Consider the following 22,795-nt stretch of genomic DNA (forward strand, 5'->3'; position numbering starts at 1 on the left):
AAGCTTTCTGCTCACATTTTTGTAAAAGGGATAATTGCCTCTACTTAAAACTTCTTCCGCATGTTCAATTCTTTCCTTAGCCTGATTTATGTACGACCTTACCATGTCTAGATTATTCGATCTCAATCACGTCGCCGAACTTATAGTCGGGTTTCAGCACCCAATACCATGCTTTATTACTTAACCAAACCCTTTTAGCCCCTAATTTCTTCAGTTCTTCAGAAATTCTATTTAATACCTTTTCCATGAAACTGTCCTTATCATAGACAATCACAGCATCGTCAATCATATCTAAATATTGAGGTGTGAAATGGGATGCTTCATCTTTGCTCTTAATTATTGGTGATAAAGTAATGTAATAGCCTTGATCCATAAGAGATAAAATCAAGGGATCAACAACATCATAAGCCCTATTGAAAATGTCAAGACGTTTAGGTCTATTTAGTGGTAAAGATTCAAAAACAACTAATAAATCAATATCGCTATCTTTCCTCGGATCGCCTCTGGCGACGCTCCCATACACTAATAGAGAAACTAAATTATCATGATAAAGTGAAAGAAGAGCTTCAAGTAATGTTTCAACTACTTTGTTATAAGGTTTCGGTAAGCTTTCAATTCCCTTTTTCATAGGTGAAAATTGGAAAAAGAGAGATAAAACCTTATTTAGAATTAAGACTTCTTCCTTGTATTTTACATTTTATGCTTTACTGAAATACTTCCCTTTCAAGTATTCTAATACCTTAGGTATATTTATTTTCATTGGACAAACTTCCCTACAATTGCCGGCATGACTACACAATAACGCTGGCCTATAATCACCATAAACTATTGCACTCCACATTGCTCCCATTGGACCGGAATATGGTGGAACTCCCCATTTACCATCTAAAGCCCTATAAACCGGACAATGAAAATGACATCTTCCGCATCTTATACATAGTAATGCTTCTCTTAACACCGAATCCTCGTTTGCTTTTCTTCTTCCATTATCTACTAAAATTAAGTGAAATTCCTTAGGACCATGGGCTGGTGAGACTCTTTTTTGCTCTACATCACCAGTTGATGAAGGACCAGATGTGACATTGATATAAGTAGGGGGATAAAGTCCAGCGTAAGCAGCTTGAACTAAAGCTTCGTAAATCGCGTATTCTAAATTAGGTAAAATTTTCTCCACGCCCGTTATTGAGATATGTACTGGGGGAACTACACTGCTCATCCTTATATTACCTTCATTTTCTACTAGAACTATGGATCCAGAATCAGCTGCTACTGCATTAGCACCAGTTATACCTATATCGGCTGTCAAGAATTTCTGTCTCAGAAATTCTCTCGCTACTCTCACTATATCTTCATGTTTATCTCCTGGATCTATCCCTAACTTTTCCTTTATAAGTTCTCTTATTCTCTCCCTAGTCATATGAACTGCGGGTGCGATTATATGCGATGGTGGTTCATCAGCGAACTGTATGAGTAATTCTCCTAAATCTGTTTCCCATACCTCATTACCTAATGATTGTAAATACTTTCTTATCCCAGTTTCATAAGCTACCATTGACTTGCCCATTACAATTCTTTTTCCACTTCCTACAATTTTACTAACGATTTCCCTTGCTTGTTCTGCATTTTCAGCAAAGTAAGCTTTACCTCCTATTCTCTCGACTGACTTCATAGTCATTTCTATATAATAATCTAAATTGCTTAGTACTTCTAACTTGCCTTCTCTAACTTTTCTAGCTAAGTCCTCTAAATAAGGATGCTCTCTCAATACTTTAAACACTCTAGGAACGTTATGCTCTACCCCTCTCTTTATGGCAATATCCCAATCACTCACCTTTAATCACCTCTGCAAAATCATAAGCCTCTACATAAGGGGAAAGATTAGCATAGCAAAATGGACAAGCTAAGAGGACTTTACTGTTAACACTCTTTAATGCCTCAGCCCTACTTTTAGCTATCTTATCACTTATCTCCTTATTCACTGGTGCTAATGGTCCACCGCAACACATTGAAGTTTCCTTGCCTGTAACCATCTCATCCTCCTTTAGTATTATCCCAGAATTCTTAATAATATCCCTAATTATATCTCTCATCCCTAGAAATCTTGAATATAAGCAAGAATCATGAAATACATAAGTTCCTTCCCCTCTTATTTTAACACCCCTTAGTACTTCAAAATAATTTACAATTTCTACATTCCAAGAGATCATCTCCTTAATTCTAAATAAAGTATAGTGAGTATGTGGATCCACTGTTATTATCTTTTTTACATTATGTGAGGAGAAGAAATCGACTAGCTTTTTAGCGTACTCTTTGAATTCCTCTATCATCCCCATTTCCAATAGAATTGTACCACTATATGGTTCTTCATCATATAAGTAGCCAAAATCTTGGGTCTTTTTAAGTATCATAGCAATATTCCTCAAAATTTTATTGGAACGTTCATCTTTGGGTTTATAAAAAACCTTCAAGAAAGAGGAAAATCTTTCTACACCTTTAAACCTAGATAAGGAAGGTAATATTTCATCGAATTTCTTACCTAATTCCGCCAACTGATATGCACAACCAGTGTAAAGGATAGTCTCACCTCCTTTCTTAATATTTAACCCGTTAGCCCACTCATAACAGACACTTTTATTTACCGGGAAGGGAAGATAGTCCTCCATTAAATACTTCACTAAGTTTTTTCTAATGAAATTAAGTTGTTCCTCACTTATCATTAAGACTAATTATCTTGTTATATAATAAGTTTTTATCCTAACGTGTGCAATATTATATATGTATGATTGTGAAAAACTTCATAACTGGACCTCTAGCTACTAACACATATTTAGTAATATCACAAAATGAGGCTATAATAATTGATGCAGGAGGAGATATGAATGAAGTTATCAATGAAATACGAAAGAACAAACTATCATTAAAATACATTATAGCTACTCATGGACACTTTGATCACATTATGGGAGTTAACCAACTAAAGAATGAATTTCCCTCTACTAAATTCTTAATTAATGAAAAGGATTTAGGGTTATTAAAAAGAGCTAGCAGTATGGCATCAACATTCCTAAACCTATCAATATCAGATATAGTGAGTCCAGATGAATACATAAGGGAGGGAGATGTAATAAAAATTGGTGAAAATAGTTTAAAGGTAATTGAAACCCCCGGACATACGATGGGGAGCATTTGCGTTCTTACTAATGGTTACATATTTACTGGAGATACTTTATTTTACGGTACTGTGGGCAGGACTGATTTAGGTGGATCTGAGAAGTTATTAAGAGAAAGCTTGGAAAGACTAAAACAACTACAAGATGAACTCATAGTCTATCCCGGTCACGGTCCATTTACAATCCTGGGTTATGAAAAAGTTAAAAATCCGTTCTTGACAATTGATATTCTTCCATAATAATATAGAGAGGAAAAAATAAACCTATTCTATACTTTCTAATTTACTTTCTAAGTCATCTAACATAACTGATAATCTTCTTGATAATCTCTTGTCTTGGATAGAGTTTATTTTATCCCTTATTTCGTCTAGAAGTTCCCTAGCCTCGTCACATTCATCACAATTCGAATTACCGCAACTAACGCATTTTTCAACTATACGTTCAGCCTTATCTAATAATCTTCTAATCTCAGTTTCCATGATAGTGTATATCCCCATGTAATTTAATAAACTTTAGCTATAACTATGGAGAGTAAAGAAACTAAATCAATTTCATAGAAATGAATTCGTGGACGTCACTTATACGCAAGGAAAAGATAATATATTCCAATAAATAAAAATAAAAGATAAAATAGTTTTTATTATTATAATCATGATGAGATTATACTTATTTTGAACCCTAAGTATGTTGGCTAGGGATAATATAACATTATACACTTCAAAAACCATGTTAAGTAAATATGAATTATTCCGCCCACACAGTTGAGCATATAGTGAGAGAATTTAATGCTTCTTAAGGGAAAACTTACTATATCACATATAACAGAGACCCTCCCCTCCATAAGTAATTTCTGCCCTTATCAGCTCTACTATAAATTACAGTCTTTTCAGCTTATGAAAATTTTCATAATTGGAATTTATCCCTAACCTCACCTTAATGACTTAAGCTTCCTTTACCTCAATAAGGTTAAACTCGTAGATATCGTCGCTCTATCTAAATACACATTTGGTAAAATAATAATAAGAATTACATCTACTCCTCCTCAGTTTCTGACTTAAGTAATCTTTATAATCATATTCTAAAATATGATATTTGTGAATATGATATTTATAGATAGGGAAAGGGAATTGGAAAGTTTACGTCAAAGACTTAATTCACCAAACTTTGAACTCATAATCATCTATGGTCGTAGAAGAATAGGTAAAACTACATTAATATTGAAAGCAACAGAAAATACCGAAAATTCCATTTACTATCTAGCTACTGAAGGAAACAATCTTCAAAAATTTAAGGAAATCAGCAGAAAGAAATTCCCAGAGATAGAATATATTAAAGAAGATTGGGAAGCGTTATTCAATTTCCTAAAGGATAAAGTAATAATCATAGATGAGTTTCCCTACATGATAGAAGAGGACAAAACAATAATATCAACATTCCAAAGAATAGTAGATAACATACTTAAAAATAGTAAAACGAAGCTAGTCCTACTGGGCTCATCAATTTCCATTATGGAAAACGCACTATCATACAAAAGCCCCCTATACGGAAGGAGAACAGCATCGATGAAAATAAAGGAATTGAAATTCAAAGATTTAAAATACTATAATCTGTCAATAGAGGAGGCTATAAAGATTTACGGGTTTGCTGGTGGCGTTCCCTTTTATCTAAATAAAGTGAGAACACCATTTTACAACTGGATTAATGAAGAATTAAAAAAACCTGACTCTTTCATAAAGGACGAAATAGATTTCCTTCTAAGATATGAATTTAAAGACATCTCAACATATAAGGAAATACTATTTGCAATATCATTAGGAAAAAACACCCTAGGTGAAATAAAGGATTTCGTGAAAGTTAAAGGCGATATAAGTTCCTACTTGAAAAAACTAGAAAGAATTGAATTAATTTCAAGAGAAGTTCCAGTTACAGAAGGAATAAGATCCAAGAGGGGAAGATATATCATAGTGGATAACTTTACAAATTTCTGGTTTAGATTCATTTATCCCAACTTAAGTTTAATAGAAGAAGGTAAATATGAAATAGATGAAAAAGAATACAATGAGTATTTAGGTCTTGTCTTTGAAAAGATTTGCAGAGAGTACATCAAAGATAAATATAACGTTAAGAAGATAGGTAAACAATGGTGGAAAGATATAGAAATAGACATACTTGCATTGGGTGACATGAAAATTGCTGGAGAATGTAAATGGAGTGAAAACGTAAATCCCGTCAAAATATTAAGCAATTTAGAGGAGAAATTAAAAAAGCTAGATATTTCCGTAGATAAATATATCATCTTTGCTAGAAGTTTTTCAAATAATGAAAAAATAGATAAAGCTGAGTTTATAGATATAAAAAATATAAGAAAATGGTTCTTTTCCTAATCAAGAAGAATTTCTAGTAATAGTAGTAATTTTATAATATAAAATACATAAAATAATATCAAGATTATTTTATTCCGGACTTTTTATCTAATGGAAGTGTTGTAAGGGCGGAGTAGCTTACCATTATTAATTTTAAGCCAAAGACCATCCACAAATGTTATGAGATAGTTATATCTCTCAATTTTTTATCTCTCACATAAAATGTTATAAAATGTTTTGACAATAGTAGAAAACTTATAACAATAAAAACACTACCATTAATTATTTCGCAAAATGACTTTAGCTTGATAAAAAATCTTAAACAGTCTTCATTATTCTACTAATAACTATTCACGGTAAGACAATATGCTCTCATTATATTTCACGTTATCCTTGTGATTATGCGAATGCAGTCTCATTAGGATAAATTTCAGCAAATACCGTAGTATTGTAGGCATCTAATTGAACTACTAATGTATAATTCCAAACTCTTGCTGGTAAGGTAAAGTTGTATATCAATGGAGCTGGTAATTTAACCACCTTATTTACTTTAACAACCGTGGAATTCACTAGACTTGTAACGTTATACCAGATTCCATTATTAGCATAAAATACTCCTACTAACGTATAATTCTGATCACCTTTAATAACTATAAGAGAAGATTTACTTGGAGTAGAATTGAAAAATAGTAAAATAGAGCCCCCGTTTATCTGATTAACTACAACTTGATTATAGTTAAGATTTTTTACAGATGGAACAGAGTAATTACTTAGTATATAAAATAAAGGAATAAGTATAATAATTATAATCAAAATAGCAATAATAAATCCTATATATTCAGACTGACCTAACATTCTAGAACTTTTATTCATAGATATTTCACTCATAATAATCACAAATAATACCAATACTCTGTTATACCATAGATGACAGTAATGTTCATTGGTTGATTAATTATTATATAAAATGGAATATTTGGAAAATTATATTGCAGTCGCGTCCCATTTTGATATGATAATGTGACATTTCGTGCATTATAAGAATAATTAAGATAAGGATTGTTAATCTCACACATAATACATAATTCACCAGTGGTATGAAAGGAATATTTGCCCCCCATTATCCAATAAGTGTTGTTATAATTATAAACTGTATTATTAAGTATCAGACAAACAGATGATGGGGCATTTATAGCTGATATATATACTCGATAATAATTATAATTGTTCTTGTAATTTATATATACTTTTGGATTAGCATTAGTAGGAGGAATAAATACCAAAAACGATTTCGTAATATATGTCTTCCCATTGTATGTTGAATTAGAGTAAACATAATGCATGATTACGCCATTACTTTGTTGAGAGGTATCATTAAATTGTAGAGTATACACTGTAATATTTGCGTATCCTGCATATATAGAAATTGTGGTACTACCTTTAATAGTATAGTTCTGACCATCTACATTAACTATAACATTTACATTATTGTCATTAGTAATCACGTTTAGATTAACCGTAGTAAGTAAGGGAGAATAATTTCCAATTAACACCACAGGTTGACCCTCTAAAGTTACTTGTATACCTTGGCTTACAGTAGAATTCACAATAGCTTTTCCAAGCACAATCCAGTTATGAAAGGTCCCAGTAATTATTTGACCTTTAGAGTTTTGATAATAGACATAAGTAGGTGCTTTAACTTTAAAGGATCCACTCTGATTTGGGAAAGATACTGGCGTAGTATAATTTACAAAATTTCCGTTAATATTTGTGGAAATATTCGTCGAGACTGAAAGTGGGCCAGATGTCTGATATATTTGGGTTAAAATCTCAACTCCGCCTTTTCCGCCAGTTGCAAAAGGTCCTATAGATGAACCAGGTTGGAGAAAGAATATATTACCAAGAGAGGTGACTATTATAATAGGCCTATTGGCGACGTAACTAGGTAAATTCAGTACTTGACCTTTGGAAATAATCAACGGATAATTCAATGAAGTTATATTAGTCCATACACCGTTTGTATTCAGATAAAGAATTCCAACTATTGTAAGATTTGAAGGGGGTTCAAAAGTACCGTTAGAGTATTCAATGTATATCGAACTTCCGTTATAATAAAATGAAGGATGACCAGTCGTCACTTGAGATACTTGAAGGTTCTGTAGATATACGTAATTATTTACAACAGATTGGGTAGATACATTGCTTTGCGACAAATTCTGCAAATAAAAGAGAATAGGAATAAAGACAACAAGAACTATGAAGACTAAAATTATAGCGGAAATTGTATTGGATAAAGCACGGCTATTCATTTTTAACCACCATTTTGTGAAGTAGATCCACCATATTCCCATTCCTGGTAGTTAACTATTATCATAGGGGAGTTGATATACAAAGTACCATAGTTAAGATAATAGGTATAAACACTTCTACTTGACGTTGAATCATACACTGTGACATTAATTGGGCAAGAGTGAAGCCCGACATATTGTACTGTATTCCCGCCCTGATGTTTTGTATATATGTAAATCGTAAAATTGCCATATAGTGCTAGACTATAATCATTTACAATCTGGAGTTCAGTTCCTTGTTTAAAATAAATCTTCTCTGGTACATAATTCTTTATATTACCGAGAACGATCTGTTGATTAGTGCCCATTATTTGAACTTGTAATAGTTGCCCTGCTATGCTTATGTTAACTGGTGTGCTGTTTTTAACCGCCCATACTCCATTAGGGAAATAGAAGTAATTTTCGGCTATAACCAAATAGTAATTTTGAAAAACATTGTAATTACCAGTTATGTTACCACTACCGTTTACAAATACCTCGTAGGTACCTACTACACTTATTTTATTGGTTGATGAAGATAATCCAGTATATCTATAACATGTTATTTGACCCCCTAATAGGGGTTTTGAGAAATATCCTCCAGGTGAAGTATAGTTAAAGGTTATGTTATAGTAGGACGGAAATTGTATAATATGGTATCCATAGGTTAGGTTTAATTGTATACCACCTTTACCTACTTGATAAGTTTTATTATCTATTATAACTGGGATCGTTGAGTTGAGCGAAGTTAAAGTATATTTTATATTTCCTCCAGAGTTGCGATTTCCATGACTAAGTGTTACACTTCCACTTACTGTAGTTCCTACTCCTAAAGGTATTCCATTAGTATTTATTGTGACTGTAAATTTCTGAGTATACGCTTTATATATTGCTGTTAAAACTAATGGTCCACTTACTGTAAATGATGTACTCAAGGATGCAGGAGAATTCAGGTTACCATACCCTACTATGGTCCAGTTTTGAAATACTGCAGTCAAACCATAACCGGGGAGAAATATTGTAGAGCTGTTTTTATCTGCTATGGAATAGGTTCCAGGATTTAAATAGAATATTTGCGGGGTATTTGAAGTAAGGGTAGCAAGCACTACTTGGATACTTATTGGGATTACTTTACTTCCATTTAATACGAAGGCAGTAACGTATATTGGAACTTTTCCAGCTGGGCCAGATATGGTAACAGTAGTGACTGAAGTATTAGGGTTAAGGAAGTAGAAATTAGCTTCAGAGGATATTATCAATATGGGATTATTAAAAGCTTGCTTAGGCAAAGGTATTTTTTGATTACCAAATACTACTATGCTATTATTTAATGTTGGAACCCATGTACTTCCGTTGAAATAATATATTTGAGATATATTAAAGGGTTGTATTAGTGAGTTATAATAAAATTGTATAAATGGATTTTGCGAAGAATTATAATAAATATTTGGATTTCCTCGAAATATTTGATTCTGCTGTTGCTGTTGAAGTTGTTGATATGCAGTACCTGCTATTTGACCTTGGCTAGAATATATTGGAGTGGAATTTAATATCAAAAATGCAGGTATTAAAACTGATAATAATATAATAAGTAATATAATCATAAATATAGCTGAAGACAATGCCTTCATGTAGAGGGTACCCCCGTGAAAGTATATCCTATTCTAAACCAATAACCATTAGAATTATATAAAACCCAAATAATAATTTATGTAATTACTATTAGCCACATTATTTACCACAACTGTTATCGGCGTATTGAATGGTACAGTGTAAACGCTTATTGGAGAATCATAAATTATTCTTCCATTAACATCGTATATTGGACTGGTTATCGTTAAAGTTTTTGCTTGAGTTCCATTTGGCAAGTAAACCGAAAATGAGGGTGGTGTTAAGGGTGTTAATAATGCTACATCTTGCTGAAGATAAGAAGGTTCTGGAAATACTAATATTTCCACTTTTCCAGTCACTGCTGGATTATATACCTCAATTACTGTACTCCCCGATTGAGAGGTTGAGGAAACCAACAAAGGGCCTACTGAAATAGAAGATAAAGATGAAAGAGAACTAGCTTGTTGCTGACCTATGCTGAAGAGTTCATGAGGTATCAAATAAGAGGAGATAAAGCCAAATAACACTAACCCTATCAAAACAACTGCAATAACTATTATGAACTCCTCAACTACTGACGATGGCATCTGTAAATAATAATAAGAAAAGCTTATATATAAAATTTGTTGATATTATTCTATATGCCTAGTACTGTAGTGAATCTTTTAATTATTGTAGTTACAATCTTGATTGCCATATCTGGTTTCACATTATATGCGACATACATTTCCACACAAGGTTTATCTCTCTTACAACAAGAATACGTTATTGGAATTTCAAAAAATATACAAATCACACTATCACAATTAACGTATAAAGGTTTACAACCAAGTTATAAATATTTTAATGTAAGTTACTTAGTGTGGGTAAAATCACCTACTTCTGAAATTACTGTCATACCATTCGTAGCCTCTCCACAAGTAAATCCGTATTACTATTCACCTCCACAGACCCAGAATGCATCCTTGTTCTTTTCATCAGCAAAAGGTTATATTCAAGTCAAGAATTTCTCCTTCACGTCTAATGTATATTCACCTCAACAAGGACAATTTTTAGGTAAAGTCAACGCTTACGCTTTTAATATTAGCTCTAACCAAACGTACATTCTATCAGCCAAAATAAGGCCTGGGCAAATAATAATCCTTTGGATCTTGTATTATTATAATGGAAAATGGTATAGAATTGATTATACTTATATAAATCCAACTAATGCTGGCTTAGGACTTTTTGCGTTAAGTAGTAGCGGTAACTACGTAGCTAATAGTGGAAATCTGAATAACCCTGCTCCTCATATAGTAACTAGTCAGGGTGGGCTGGGATTTGGCTTATGGTTTCAACAAAAAACGAACGCTACAACTAAGACATTAATATTAAATGTTACTATTTCACCTACTGCAAATGGAGATAATTTTTCAATTCTAATTTGGGAGATAGGAAATAAATTGTATGTTGGAACTTATGATTATAATAGCAAAACTCAATATCAAACATATTTATATTCAATAGCTCAAGGTTATTGGTATTTCATTAATTTTAGTTTCGGATCTCTGTTAAAATCTACCAACAGCGTTAATATCACATTATACTCCTCAACCGGTAAGTTACTTAACTACACTAAAAACGGACTATCCATTCCTGAAAGCAATGGTTATATATCAGTAGTATCATTTGGCTCAAGATCATTAGTAAATGTAATATCTCAAGCCTTTTTTGTTACTTTACAAAGTGGCAATAGTGTTTCACTCACATCCTTCTATAATGTATCAACAATAATGCTTAAGAATGGCTTTGTTTACAATAATACCTATAATTATAATTGGACAATAGTACACTCCAATTTCCTTAACGCAATAGGATATTGGTACTTCGTATACCCATCATATCCACCTCCAAATGTTATTAATGGGATTCTATGGTACTCGCCTAGTGGAAGTGGAAATGGAAATAATAAGTATCCATCGATATATTACATTCCAGAACAAGGTTATAATACATATGTTTTAATATAATAAATTAGGTTATATAATACTATATTACTCTACAAATAGTAAGTAGTGTATGCTATATTTCTAGCGCCATCAAAAATTATTTATGCTTCGTAGAAGGGGTTTGGGTCTCATTGAATTTCATTTATTTCGTATTCAACTCTAAACCCGTGGACTTCGCCGAGGTCACGAATGTTCATTCCTCTCCGTCCCATTAGGGGGATAATCCCACTCACCTTACGATGAGGAAACCCCACATTTTGTAACTAAACTTACCCCATTCGGGAATTTCCAATCTACATCTAAGGTAAGGTTACTATGTTTTAGACTGTGTGCAAATTATATAAATTTTACGCTAAGATGGAAACAGCCCTCCACTGCATCTATCAGAGGAAGGACATCATCACGTATTGTGTTCATTCTGTGTTGGTTAGATTCGTTGAATCATAGCGATTTCCTAAAAGATGAAATTACTTTCAATTTTTAACTATTCCTAGAAATCTAAATGAACAAATGAATGAATAAATTTTCTCATAATTTATTTTAACTCAGACATTCTTATATGAATTCATAGGAACGTACCACATAAGACTTTATATAATTCCAAATGAGAGTAAATGTCTATTATTTTGATTCTTAAGAGCTAAATTATTACATTTATCTTAAATCTATAGGCAGTCCCGAAATACGAATCACTTATTGTTTTTCAACCGTTGATATTAAAGAAAATTTCTCACTAAATAAAGAACGTAAGCTTTAAACGAGAAAGTATAAAAATGAATATTAATGTCTCAAAACTCACAAGAAGGTCCCTTTTTTGAGGATTTTATGGTTGGCCAAAGGTTTAGGAGTAAGGTTGGTAGGACAGTAACGGATGTTGATAATATTTGGTTTACACTATTAACTAACAATTCGAATCAGATACATTTTAATAAGGATTACACTGAGAAGTATTTTGCGGGAGAGCCGTTTAGGGGTAGACTAGTGGTTAATGGTTTTTTAACTTTGTCAATTGTGGCGGGGTTATTAGTGGAGCAGACTAGTCAAAACGGTTTCATGTTGGGAATTGAAAACGTGAAATTCCTAAATCCAGTTTTTGGAGGAGATACAATTTATGCAGAGGCGGAGGTAACTGAAGTTAGAGAATCAAAGAGCAGACCAGGTTTCGGAATAGTCAAAATAAAAACGTGGGGATATAACCAAAGGGGAGAGAAAGTAATAGAATTCGATAGAATATTCATGGTAAGAAAAAGAGGAGCAACATGGAGTGGAGAAAAAGGGAAAAGTCAGTAATAATGTTAAAAAGGGATATAGGGTATATAATTTTGGTGATTCTAATATCCTCTAATTCACCATCATCTCTTATATCTCATTTTCATTTTGTATTATTGTTATTTAGCTCTGTCAATAATTTTTCCTAATCAAGTAATATTGCATCTATTTTCTTGCTTTTTACATTTTGCAATTTGCTTTGATTATTTATTTATCACTAATACAATCATATATAGCCCGTTTATTTACAAATAATATAACGAATTGTATCTGTTTCACATTTGGATTTTTCATTTCTCACAATGTGGAACGTTTTTTGGAACGGGATTCTTAAAAGAAATAAACGTGAAATTTATCTTAATGAAGACGGCTATATTAGCTCTAGCAATCGTAGGCGCCTTCGTAGCGGGATTAGCGTCTGCGGGAGCAATAGGTTATGGACCACTAGCGTATATATCATATCACATTATCGTAAATCAGCAACAAGGACAAGCTCAAATAATACCGGCTTACATCAATTTAGGGAATTTAACTGCTGGAGAAAAAGGTAATGTTACAGCATCTGCAAAGCTAAACATCTCTTCTAACGGAACATATACTATTGACCTATTACATGTAGAAAAACTGCAAAAGGCATTTAGCACATTTATCGTAACGTTAAAGATAGGTAACGAGAACATTACTCTAACTCCAGAAAATGATAGTGCAAGTGTTAGCTTAGTTAAGGGAACCTATAACGTTTCAATATTCATATCGTTCCAAGTATCGCAGAATCCTAAAGGAGATCTAAACGTCACCAACGAACCTTTGCTCATAATTCATCCCGCAGGAGAGAGTGAGAGTTAATAATCTAAGATATCAAGATAAATTATTTTTTATTCTCTTATTCATCATAAGATAAGTTAATATTGAAAACATTTGTATTAAAGTGATAAATGGGAAAATGTTTTGCTTTACATATTTTGTGGGATTTTTCAAAATTTTCGTTATTTTACGTTCATAGTAAAAACAGAGTTCTAAACGAAATACCCCCCATAAGGCATGCTTCATGAGTCACTATTTTTAATATTGTTATTGACTTAACTAATTCATCGTGTGAACTCAATAGGGGTCTCCTAAAATTTATACTCTATCTAAAGAATTTTGTGAAATTACGTTAAACTTGTACTTTATGATATTCCAAAATTATGTTGTTATAGTCACCTCTTCATAGTAGCAACGTGTTAAACCATATAGTTCACTAAATAGATCACGAATCTACATTTAATACACTAGCTAGAAAACTCTTAATTTTATCTTGACTTTCTATAATTATTGAGATAACTCTTTTTCAGTTTCTCTTTTCTTCACAGCCTTATCGTAAATAATCCAATTCCTGTACCACTCTTCGTTTTCCTTCTTTAGAAAAGTTAAAACTATACTTGTTAGCTCCTTCGCAGTTATCTTCTCCTTACCATCCATATATATCTTACCTATTGTCATATACGCGATCTTCCTCGCTACATCGATTGGAGCACCAGTTTTCAAAACGCTAACTACAAGTTTTTCCCAAATTAATTCTTCTTCATTTCCGTTTCGTTTAACTACTTTTATCATAATTTAATATTTTCTTTAGAGGCTTAATATCTTTTATGCTAAATAAAGTTTAATGTACGTATTGCATAATTCATAAAGTTTTTATTGATAAAATGGAAGTTTTTATTATGAGTGTAGAGATTAACGAGAAGGGAGTTACAATAAAAATACCCATTTTATCCACATCAGTCTCTTTTCCCAGAGATCAGATAGAGAAAATTGAGGATTCGTCTCCACCAGATGAGATATGCAATTTAGCCAGAAGTAAAGGCGTATTATTCGCTGGGAGCACAATAGATGGAAAGGTTATGTATTATAACGTGAGAAAGGGAGAGAAGTGCCTATTAATAATTCTTAAAGATGGTAGGAAGATTTACGTAGGAATTTAGGTGAACAACTATTTTTATAGCAATTATGACAATTTCCTGACTTTCCCTGATCCCATTAATAACGTAGTTAGTGCTTTGTGAGGTTTTCCAAAACTTATGTTATTTCTTCATATTATCCCCATAGCAAAAATAACGTACCAAACTTGATAACTTGCAAATACTCTATAAAATAAGCATATAATAATTCAAAATTGTAAGCTATCTGTTTTTGGAATAAAATGTAGAATATAGAGCTTTTCATAGTAAGTTCAACATTACCTGCAATTATTAGTAATTTATGAGCTAAAGCTTATATGACGAGTTAACCTATCGTTTCATTTCAATGAAATTCACTATATAAACATCTATCTAATCTAGTACTTTCATATGAAAGTTGATCTAAATTCTACCACATTTCCTAATAAATTCTCTTGTAAAAATCATATATTATAGTTCTATTCGATGTATTTAATCTTCTCTCTATTTATTTTTTCTAGGAATATTTTAGTTTCATTAAACTTAAGCGCGTCCTTGTGTATTTTTACTCCTAATTCATTAAATAGATTGATTATATTGTCATCAATTCTGAGTAAACCCCATCTGGGAATCACATATTTAAAGTCATAGTTTAGATTTGGAGCGACTACGGTCTCATCGAGAATTTCCTTAGCCTTACTCTTATCATGAACGTATATGATATAAACTTTGAAAGTGTCCAATTCTTTACTTTCACTTAAACTTTCAATTACCTTGTTGTAAGCTTTTTCCTTAGAAACCTTGAATAAGCTAGTTAGATCCTCATATATTTTTATGAAATCCCATCCGTATTTCTCCACAAGGATTTGTATTGCCTCATCAGCTATTGGGTCGTAAATTTTCATATTGCTAAACGAGATTTTGCTAAAAGCGTAACTAAGATACTTGTAGTCATCCCCATTACTTTTCTTATCCTTTAGATAACAAGCCTCTAATAAATCACCATAAAAACCACCAACTTCTATAACACTATCAATTAGATTATAGGTTATAATGTCGAAGTATTTTGATAGTGGAATAACTTTGTAATAGAAATATGGATCTTCCTTTATTTTTTCAGCTATTATCTCCCCTATATCAAGTTTAGAGAGATCAACTGTAGAGCCTACTTGATTAGTTAATGATAATTCTCCATTTATAGATGTTAATATGTAATCGTCAAACTCAACCTTAAACTTTCTCCTTCCCTTAATTGGCATTTACGTTAGAGTGTGAATTTACTCATATAAAAACATTTATGAACAAATGATTAAGGATCACGTAGCTCTACTTCTCTATATAAGGATTTTTTCCTTAGTTATTGATATTATCTGAAGAATTTAGATCTCACCAGGTTATTTTGCCTCTAGATCTCAATCTTATGTTGAGTCATATAAACTCACTTCTAGTTACGAATAAATAGGGATTTTGGGTCTCATCGAATCTCATATACTTTATATCCGACTCTTTATCCTGAATTTCATCAAAGTCATAGTTACCCAATCATTCTTCACTATCACCTTAGCGGAAACCCTACTCATGGTGGGGAAACTGAACATTCTAACTTCCCTTCCTCACTACTATTTGAGAGTTACCAATCCACATCTAGGATGGGATCTAAAAAGTAAATTGCAATCAGGCTATTCAAATTTCACGCTTTTATGGAAAGTATTTCAACGGTAATATATGTTTAATTTTTGATGAATTATTTTATATAAAGGGTTAAAATAACTTTGGCCATAAAATGCTCAATTCTTACTTAAATGCTGAAGTATTAAACGCTGTAAAAAGTAAAGTATATAAAAAATGCTTCCTATAATTAAGTGATGAGGTTCTCAAAGTCAAATAAACCTAGGGAGTTATGCCCAATAGTTTCCGCAATAACTGTAATAGGTACTGAACCAAAGCTATTAACCATAAGATATTTGCTTGAGGGCCCTAAAAGATTTAATGAACTGCAAAGATTGACTTCACTAAGTTCTAAGACTCTCTCAAGTACGCTTAAGGAATTAGAGAGTTTAGGAATTGTGGAAAGAAAAATTGTGAGCTCTCGGCCAATAATAGTAGTTTATGAATTGACAGAGAAAGGTAAGGAATTAAAAAGCATATTTGACGAACTTAGAAAATGGGGAGAGAAGTTCGCGTTTAACGAGATTGTAGTAGCACCACAGAATATTAAATTAAAGGAATAATTTTTAGATTTTATAAGAATATTCTGTTTACTCAATACAACATTAAAAACCAGACTCCTTGTGTGATTTACCAATTAAAGGTGGGTTACTGTTAACCCTATTTAAAATGCGAGAAAGTGCTTTGTGATGTATTTGTAGGCATTACATGCTATGCCTCTAACAATCAAACTGTTGAAAAATCGTAGGAAATTATCTGTTTGGTACGTTCTTCTCGCTATGGAGAGAATATGAAAGAGTAACGTAGAGCTTAAAAACCCACAAAGTAGTGAGAAAGTTTAAATTAACTGGTGGTACACCAGTAACTGGTGATACTACAGTTGCTATTTGATCTCCATCCTAAAGAGAGCATTAAAGAACTTTTCGGAAGAGAAAAGGAAGTTGAATTTGTAATTTCTCAATTAATTTCAGGTAATTGGGTAATAATTTCTGGACAAAGAGAAATCGGAAAGACGTCTTTAATAAAAGTCGTTATAAACGAGCTAAAGAAGAGAAGGAAGATTCCGGGAATTTACGTAAATCTAAGAGGTATTAAAAGCTTAAACTCACTCCTTTCTCTCATGTTAGCTGAGATAAATAAGGGAATCAGTTGGAACTTTCACGTTAACGTTAATTTTGCTATTACTAATGCAGGTATTGAAATAAAAAAGGGAAGCAAAGTCGTCAATAGTTTACTGGAACTTCTTCTCTCCTCAGATGAGATAGTTATTGGATTTGATGAGGTTCAAGAACTTACCTCAGTCTCAAAACAATTTCTTGACATATTAGGAAACGTATATTCTAGCAATCCTAAGGTTCATCTAATCTTCTCTGGTTCTTATGTAGGTCTTGTAACCTCAATGCTAAATCCTCCATCATCCTCTCCTCTTCATAGCAGACCTCCAGTAGAGGTCAAACTCAAGCCCTTTAATGAAGAAACTTCGCTATCCTTTCTTAAAAAGGGAATGGAAGAAGTCAACGTAGAATTTACCCATTATGAGGAAACTGTTGAAAAACTTGATGGCATTGCGGGCTGGTTAACTCTCTTCGGCAATCTTTACGCGATCAGAAAAATTAACTTTAATGATGCTCTTTCACAAACTGTCAATGAAGGAAAGAAAATAATGATAGATGAATTTAATCACTTTCTATCAACTAAAAAGAATAAGGAACTCTATTGTGCTATTATGGAGGTACTTAAGGTTGTTAATAAATGGAAAGAGATAAAGAATGGTGTTGAAATCAAAATTGGGAAGATAGATGATAAGGAATTTTCCAATGCTTTAAAGAATCTAGTTAATTTTAACTTTGTAACAAAAGAAGGAGAAAAATATGAGATTACAGATCCAATTTTAAAGGAGATTAGCTTTAAATGCAATCCGTAAACTATTCTACCCTTCTGGGTGAAGTATCTTAGCCTTGCGACTGGGATTTCCTGAGAGTGTCAGAATTGGATAAAATTCAGCTTGTTTTTAATATAGAGTATAAAATTAACTCTATGTTCCAAGTTATTACCTTAATTTGAGGTTAAATTGATTAACTTACTTGTCAACCTACCCAACTTAAGTATTACTCACGTTTTTTATTAACTAGAAGATTTCAAATAATTATTCGCTGAATTTTTCTCACTCCGGATCTCTCAAGAGTAATTTCTAGTCTACGTCAATTGCTCATCAAGATTTCCTTTTCCTTATAGCAACAACAGAAACAACTGCTAACAATATTACAATTACACCAGAGATGATTACTAAACTATTTGCACCATATGATATTAAAGGTGGTTTCGTCTGCGTTATTGTTAATAGTGGATGACTGGTAAATACCACATAATACGCTCCAGACGAACTTCCAACTACATATAGTACGCCATTACTTAGGAAATAGTTTGTTTGGTTTAGGAATACGAGTGAACCATTAGGAAACTGTTCCAATACTATAAATCCGTCATTATATTGGGGTGTGATAGTAATTAGGAAAACTGACGAATTGGAATTAACAACAGCTTTTGCTGCTAAAAATACATTGTTTTCAATGGTAATATTCGTTACATATATATTAACTGGGTGAAAGAGCTTAACGTTATATACATTGCCATTAATAATTAGAAACATTCTGGAGATGTTATCTAGACTAATATTTACAAGTACTCCAGTCTCTCCATTAACATAAACCATACGTGAAAAAGTAATGTTGGCAGTACTTTCTACACTATTGTTACTGATCCCTATTAAAACTGGAAAATCGTCTATTACAGCAACTGTAACGTATTTAGGGGTATAATATTGGACATTAAGATTTCTTAATATGAGTAAACTAGACCCAACTAACCCACTTGAATTGACAATATTTATCTTAACTAGTCCCACTGGAGTACCGTTTATTCCAAAGAATTTTATTTCTGTACTGTTTTGTGATTTCCATATTATAGATGGTAATAGAGTGTTATAAAAAGAAGATAAGGCAACGCTAAAAGCGGTAATATTATTTAATGACGACAATGAAGATAATGGAATGTAAGTCTCATATGGTAGATTTGAAAGAATTACATAACTAACGTTAACTAAGGGAACATAAGGCAATTCAACGTAACTATTTGCCATAGCAGTGATATTAAGACTATATATTAGAGATCCATTCAAGTATTGTAACTCTAGAATTCCACTTTCATTTATATAACCATAAGTAGTGATGAAGCCTGGTTTTGAAAGATAGCCACCCCATACTATTTCTCTTTGGCCCGAAGTATATAGTAATATCCTTATAAGTTGTGGGAGTCCACTATATACTGTGATCTTATCTCCGTTAATTGATAAGTTTACTATAGCATTATGGTAATATGTTGCTACGGTTAATGGCTTAAATTGATAAATTGTTTTGTTTCCAACTAAAGTTATTTGAGATATGTTATTGGTGTAGATTATTTCATTATTAACTCCGTTAATTACTGTGTAATTTAAATATTGCTGGTTCTGGCTTAGAATGGTAAAATATTGCTCACCAATAACTTGTTGTTTTTGTATATTTGAATTACCCAAAGGTATTATGGGCAATGATAACAGAATAAAGAACAAAATAATGTACATGATAAATTTACTTTTCATCCACTCTTCTTTTCGTCTATCGCATTTAAACTCATCTACTAAATTCGTATTAAAAATTATTTATAATATGGAATTAGATTGTTGCCAGTATTTAATTCGTTATTGCTTTAACAATTTACTTAACTAAGATAATTACCAGATCGATAAATCAAGAGCTAACAAGTTTATAGCTTTAGCAGCATCTCTGATCGATATTACCCCAATTAATTCCCCATTTTTGCCAACTACAGCAAGATGCCTAACGTTATTTTGATACATGATAATTAATGCTTCCGTAACGTCCTTTTCCGGTGAGACCGTAATTAAACCTCTTGTCATTATTTTAGATATCGGAGAGTCAAGAGGAACATCGTCAGCAACAGCTCTTAATATATCCCTCTCAGTTACTATTCCTATTGGACTATTTCTATCATCTACAATTATTAACGAGCCTAGATTTTCCCTTTTCATTATCTTAGCAGCTTCTTTTACGCTGATTTCCGGTTTTGCGGTAACTGGATTCCTAACAACTAAATCTCCTACTAACATCTAACATTCTCCATTTATTATTTTGAGTATAAACTATTTAATTTTCCTCCGAGGATGGAAACACTATATAACGTCATGCCAAGGGGGAACTCTAATTGTATCTGGTCTATCCCATTTGTCATATGGTTTTATATCAAGAACTGGAGTCCCGTCAAAAGCATTAATCCCTTTTGCTATTATTACATTACCGATAATATTGATAAGTTCAGCTATAGATATCCCTATGGGGTTAGGTCTATTTTGTGATCTGGTTGCGAAAACTCCAACTTTTAGACCTTTCTTTTCTCTCAATAGACTTCCATCAAAGTTAGCTAAGTGGAGGTGATAGATAACTATTATATGCGAGAAATTCTCTAGACCTTTTAGCCCTTCTTCATATTCCTTACTTACATGAATCTCCACTGGTGATTCTCTAGTTGCTGAATTGTCTTTTCTCCTTATAAGACCTATATATTTAAAACAAGCACTCATTATAATAAATTCGTGATCGAAGCTATTAATCTTACTAAAGTTTATAAGGATGGGACGAGGGCGTTGGATGGGCTAACTTTCAGTTCTACCTCTAGAGTAGTAACGTTATTAGGAAGAAATGGAGCAGGTAAAACTACATTAACTAGAATACTTTCAACCCAATTATTACCAACTAGTGGAATTGCTAAAGTCGAAGGTTACGATGTAGTTAAAGATGCTAAAAAGGTTAGAAAGATTATAACGTCTATACCTCAGGAAGCTAAACCAGTGGGTATTGCAAGCCCGATGGAACATTTAGTTATGTACCTTACCGCAAGAGGGTTTTCATTTACTGATGCTAATGAAATTGCTAGAAATGCATTAAAAGAGGTTGGATTATGGGAAGTTAGAGATAAACCGAGCGATGAGCTTTCTGGTGGAATGAAAAGGAAGATTTTTGTGGCAATGGCATTAGCTTCTAACGCAGAAATGGTATTGTTAGATGAGCCTACTACTGGACTAGATCCTTATTCAAGGCTAGAAGTCTGGTCCGTGTTAAAAAGTATAAAGAGTAAAATTTTGCTTACAACACATTACATGGAAGAAGCTGAAGAGCTTTCAGATGAAGTAGTACTTTTACATAAGGGAAAACTTATTGCAAAAGGTAATGTAAGGGAACTTTTAGCTAAGTTTAACGATAAGGTCAGAGTTGAGGGTATAGGAGAGTTTAAAGTAGGCAGATTAAGGATTAGTTATGTTGATAGGAATAAGGCATCAGAATACGTGGGGAGATTTGTAGTTAAGCCGATTACATTAGAGGATTTATTTATTATCTATGGCGGTGAGGCTCTTGAAGAGTAATTATCTTTTAGCTTTCACAATATTTTATGGTTTATCGTCTGTAAGAAGAGGATTCGTTTACGTGTTAACTTATCTGAGCATACCTTTAGCTGAATTATTCTTAATTTATATTATCACTAGAGGAGATTTTGTTAAATTCGCTATTGTAGGTGGGCTAATAAGTGTAATGGCAAATAACGGATTTTCCTCTATTGGTGATTTCGTATTCCTAAGACTAGAGAGCAGACTTCAAGATTTGTTAGTTGCAACTGATATTGGACCAAGTGATTATATAATGGGGCTTATGTTAGCTAATTTACTATATTCCTCTCCCGGAATTGTACTGTATATTATCTTAGCGATTGTGTATCACGTACTAACTTTAACTAACTTCTTACCGTTGCTGATAAATGTAACTCTACTTCTGTTTACTACGTCTTCTATAGGATTCTTCTTAGCTAGTTTAGTACCTCATACTAGATATGGCTGGGGTCTCGCTGGTCTCCTATCAAGTATTTTAACAATAGTACCGCCGGTTTTTTATCCTTACACTTTCCTTCCTAAGTTAATTTATATGGCTTTACTGCCAATACCGACTACCGCATCTGCGATATTTTCACAAGGTATTACGCATTTAGTAAACGCAAGTGAAAAATTAATTATTGTATCATTTTTAACGCTGTTACTCGAATCTATATTGTTCTTTTATCTCTCTATTAAGTTCAGTAGATGGAGGGAGAGATGACCTTACCTCGTACTCTATAAAAACATAACCGCAATTAGGGCATCTCTTCACTACTTTGTTACCTACATGTTCTACCATAATTTCAACGACCTTACCGCATTTAGGACAACTTCTTCTAGCCACGAAATAAAGCTTATTCCTAGTTACCCTTTTAAGTTTTCCAGCTAATTTGCCCACTATAATTTGCAAAACTGATAGAAAATATCAACCTTTAGATAAAAGAACTTGATTTCCTTTACAGTACTATCCTTCCCTTCAACTAAATGCAGTTAATTTA

Annotated in this window: 23 protein-coding genes and 1 pseudogene; 10 read left to right on the forward strand and 14 right to left on the reverse strand. The window is 32.6% G+C overall.

What is annotated here, in order from left to right:
- Nucleotides 1–112: 112 nt before the first annotated feature.
- From V6M85_RS09280 to V6M85_RS09290, 3 genes are all read right to left on the reverse strand, one after another.
- Nucleotides 113–628, reverse strand: a complete 516-nt coding sequence (locus V6M85_RS09280; protein WP_338599108.1) for a nucleotidyltransferase domain-containing protein — start codon at nucleotides 626–628, stop codon at nucleotides 113–115.
- Between the two features lie 69 nt (nucleotides 629–697).
- Nucleotides 698–1,831: a lactate utilization protein B gene (locus tag V6M85_RS09285; RefSeq protein ID WP_338599110.1), complete on the reverse strand. Its 1,134-nt coding sequence runs from the start codon at nucleotides 1,829–1,831 to the stop codon at nucleotides 698–700.
- On the reverse strand, nucleotides 1,824–2,717 hold the full coding sequence (locus tag V6M85_RS09290; protein ID WP_338599113.1) for a (Fe-S)-binding protein: 894 nt from the start codon (nucleotides 2,715–2,717) through the stop codon (nucleotides 1,824–1,826). The genes V6M85_RS09285 and V6M85_RS09290 overlap by 8 nt, the downstream gene beginning before the upstream one ends.
- 62 nt (nucleotides 2,718–2,779) lie before the next feature.
- On the opposite strand from V6M85_RS09290, the gene V6M85_RS09295 reads away from it, so the two are divergent.
- Complete coding sequence (locus V6M85_RS09295; protein WP_338599115.1) at nucleotides 2,780–3,409, forward strand: MBL fold metallo-hydrolase; 630 nt, start codon at nucleotides 2,780–2,782, stop codon at nucleotides 3,407–3,409.
- Nucleotides 3,410–3,433: 24 nt separating this feature from the next.
- Here V6M85_RS09295 and V6M85_RS09300 read toward each other — a convergent pair whose 3' ends face one another.
- On the reverse strand, nucleotides 3,434–3,649 hold the full coding sequence (locus V6M85_RS09300) for a hypothetical protein (protein WP_338599118.1): 216 nt from the start codon (nucleotides 3,647–3,649) through the stop codon (nucleotides 3,434–3,436).
- Between the two features lie 606 nt (nucleotides 3,650–4,255).
- On the opposite strand from V6M85_RS09300, the gene V6M85_RS09305 reads away from it, so the two are divergent.
- The gene (locus V6M85_RS09305; protein ID WP_338599121.1) at nucleotides 4,256–5,554 is read left to right on the forward strand and encodes an ATP-binding protein; all 1,299 of its coding nucleotides are present in this window, start codon (nucleotides 4,256–4,258) and stop codon (nucleotides 5,552–5,554) included.
- 378 nt (nucleotides 5,555–5,932) lie between these two features.
- Here the strand turns inward: V6M85_RS09305 and V6M85_RS09310 are convergent, their stop codons facing one another.
- The 4 genes and pseudogenes from V6M85_RS09310 to V6M85_RS09325 form a co-directional block, all read right to left on the reverse strand.
- Nucleotides 5,933–6,406, reverse strand: coding sequence for a hypothetical protein (locus V6M85_RS09310; protein WP_338599124.1), 474 nt, complete (start codon nucleotides 6,404–6,406; stop codon nucleotides 5,933–5,935).
- A 20-nt stretch (nucleotides 6,407–6,426) separates the two neighbouring features.
- Nucleotides 6,427–7,842: a hypothetical protein gene (locus tag V6M85_RS09315; RefSeq protein ID WP_338599127.1), complete on the reverse strand. Its 1,416-nt coding sequence runs from the start codon at nucleotides 7,840–7,842 to the stop codon at nucleotides 6,427–6,429.
- 2 nt (nucleotides 7,843–7,844) lie between these two features.
- Nucleotides 7,845–9,491 carry a hypothetical protein gene (locus V6M85_RS09320; RefSeq protein ID WP_338599130.1) on the reverse strand — a complete coding sequence of 549 codons (1,647 nt, stop codon included), beginning with the start codon at nucleotides 9,489–9,491 and terminating at the stop codon, nucleotides 7,845–7,847.
- Nucleotides 9,488–10,058, reverse strand: a pseudogene (locus tag V6M85_RS09325) (hypothetical protein). The gene V6M85_RS09320 and the pseudogene V6M85_RS09325 overlap by 4 nt, the downstream one beginning before the upstream one ends.
- Before the next feature lie 54 nt (nucleotides 10,059–10,112).
- Between V6M85_RS09325 and V6M85_RS09330 the strand changes: the two are divergent.
- The 3 genes from V6M85_RS09330 to V6M85_RS09340 all read left to right on the forward strand — a co-directional run bounded on the left by V6M85_RS09330 (nucleotide 10,113) and on the right by V6M85_RS09340 (nucleotide 13,574).
- A complete protein-coding gene (locus V6M85_RS09330) occupies nucleotides 10,113–11,480 on the forward strand; it encodes a hypothetical protein (RefSeq protein ID WP_338599133.1) in 1,368 nt (455 codons plus the stop codon).
- 762 nt (nucleotides 11,481–12,242) lie between these two features.
- Nucleotides 12,243–12,749 (forward strand): MaoC family dehydratase, encoded by a 507-nt coding sequence (locus V6M85_RS09335; RefSeq protein ID WP_338599135.1) that lies wholly within the window; start codon nucleotides 12,243–12,245, stop codon nucleotides 12,747–12,749.
- 339 nt (nucleotides 12,750–13,088) lie between these two features.
- On the forward strand, nucleotides 13,089–13,574 hold the full coding sequence (locus tag V6M85_RS09340) for a hypothetical protein (protein ID WP_338599138.1): 486 nt from the start codon (nucleotides 13,089–13,091) through the stop codon (nucleotides 13,572–13,574).
- 465 nt (nucleotides 13,575–14,039) lie between these two features.
- Here the strand turns inward: V6M85_RS09340 and V6M85_RS09345 are convergent, their stop codons facing one another.
- Complete coding sequence (locus V6M85_RS09345) at nucleotides 14,040–14,324, reverse strand: ATP cone domain-containing protein (protein WP_338599141.1); 285 nt, start codon at nucleotides 14,322–14,324, stop codon at nucleotides 14,040–14,042.
- 65 nt (nucleotides 14,325–14,389) lie between these two features.
- On the opposite strand from V6M85_RS09345, the gene V6M85_RS09350 reads away from it, so the two are divergent.
- Nucleotides 14,390–14,692 carry a hypothetical protein gene (locus tag V6M85_RS09350; protein ID WP_338604722.1) on the forward strand — a complete coding sequence of 101 codons (303 nt, stop codon included), beginning with the start codon at nucleotides 14,390–14,392 and terminating at the stop codon, nucleotides 14,690–14,692.
- Between the two features lie 434 nt (nucleotides 14,693–15,126).
- On the opposite strand, the gene V6M85_RS09355 is transcribed toward V6M85_RS09350, so the two are convergent.
- Nucleotides 15,127–15,906, reverse strand: coding sequence for a hypothetical protein (locus tag V6M85_RS09355; protein WP_338599144.1), 780 nt, complete (start codon nucleotides 15,904–15,906; stop codon nucleotides 15,127–15,129).
- Nucleotides 15,907–16,512: 606 nt separating this feature from the next.
- Between V6M85_RS09355 and V6M85_RS09360 the strand changes: the two genes are divergently transcribed.
- Nucleotides 16,513–16,878 carry a helix-turn-helix domain-containing protein gene (locus V6M85_RS09360; RefSeq protein ID WP_338599147.1) on the forward strand — a complete coding sequence of 122 codons (366 nt, stop codon included), beginning with the start codon at nucleotides 16,513–16,515 and terminating at the stop codon, nucleotides 16,876–16,878.
- 317 nt (nucleotides 16,879–17,195) lie between these two features.
- Nucleotides 17,196–18,239: an ATP-binding protein gene (locus tag V6M85_RS09365; RefSeq protein WP_338604724.1), complete on the forward strand. Its 1,044-nt coding sequence runs from the start codon at nucleotides 17,196–17,198 to the stop codon at nucleotides 18,237–18,239.
- Nucleotides 18,240–18,527: 288 nt separating this feature from the next.
- On the opposite strand, the gene V6M85_RS09370 is transcribed toward V6M85_RS09365, so the two are convergent.
- The 3 genes from V6M85_RS09370 to tsaA form a co-directional block, all read right to left on the reverse strand.
- The gene (locus V6M85_RS09370; protein ID WP_338599150.1) at nucleotides 18,528–19,955 is read right to left on the reverse strand and encodes a hypothetical protein; all 1,428 of its coding nucleotides are present in this window, start codon (nucleotides 19,953–19,955) and stop codon (nucleotides 18,528–18,530) included.
- Nucleotides 19,956–20,087: 132 nt separating this feature from the next.
- The gene (locus V6M85_RS09375; protein ID WP_338599153.1) at nucleotides 20,088–20,483 is read right to left on the reverse strand and encodes a CBS domain-containing protein; all 396 of its coding nucleotides are present in this window, start codon (nucleotides 20,481–20,483) and stop codon (nucleotides 20,088–20,090) included.
- Between the two features lie 63 nt (nucleotides 20,484–20,546).
- Nucleotides 20,547–20,954, reverse strand: a complete 408-nt coding sequence (gene tsaA, locus V6M85_RS09380) for a tRNA (N6-threonylcarbamoyladenosine(37)-N6)-methyltransferase TrmO (protein ID WP_338599156.1) — start codon at nucleotides 20,952–20,954, stop codon at nucleotides 20,547–20,549.
- A 12-nt stretch (nucleotides 20,955–20,966) separates the two neighbouring features.
- Between tsaA and V6M85_RS09385 the strand changes: the two genes are divergently transcribed.
- Both V6M85_RS09385 and V6M85_RS09390 read left to right on the forward strand, forming a co-directional pair.
- Complete coding sequence (locus tag V6M85_RS09385) at nucleotides 20,967–21,794, forward strand: ABC transporter ATP-binding protein (protein ID WP_338599159.1); 828 nt, start codon at nucleotides 20,967–20,969, stop codon at nucleotides 21,792–21,794.
- Nucleotides 21,775–22,518 (forward strand): ABC transporter permease, encoded by a 744-nt coding sequence (locus V6M85_RS09390; RefSeq protein WP_338604727.1) that lies wholly within the window; start codon nucleotides 21,775–21,777, stop codon nucleotides 22,516–22,518. Before V6M85_RS09385 ends, V6M85_RS09390 begins: the two co-directional genes overlap by 20 nt.
- On the opposite strand, the gene V6M85_RS09395 is transcribed toward V6M85_RS09390, so the two are convergent.
- Nucleotides 22,456–22,707 (reverse strand): hypothetical protein, encoded by a 252-nt coding sequence (locus tag V6M85_RS09395; protein WP_338599162.1) that lies wholly within the window; start codon nucleotides 22,705–22,707, stop codon nucleotides 22,456–22,458. The genes V6M85_RS09390 and V6M85_RS09395 overlap by 63 nt on opposite strands.
- Nucleotides 22,708–22,795 lie beyond the last annotated feature (88 nt).

The sequence above is a fragment of the Sulfolobus tengchongensis genome (assembly GCF_036967215.1).
GTDB lineage: Archaea > Thermoproteota > Thermoprotei_A > Sulfolobales > Sulfolobaceae > Saccharolobus > Saccharolobus tengchongensis_A.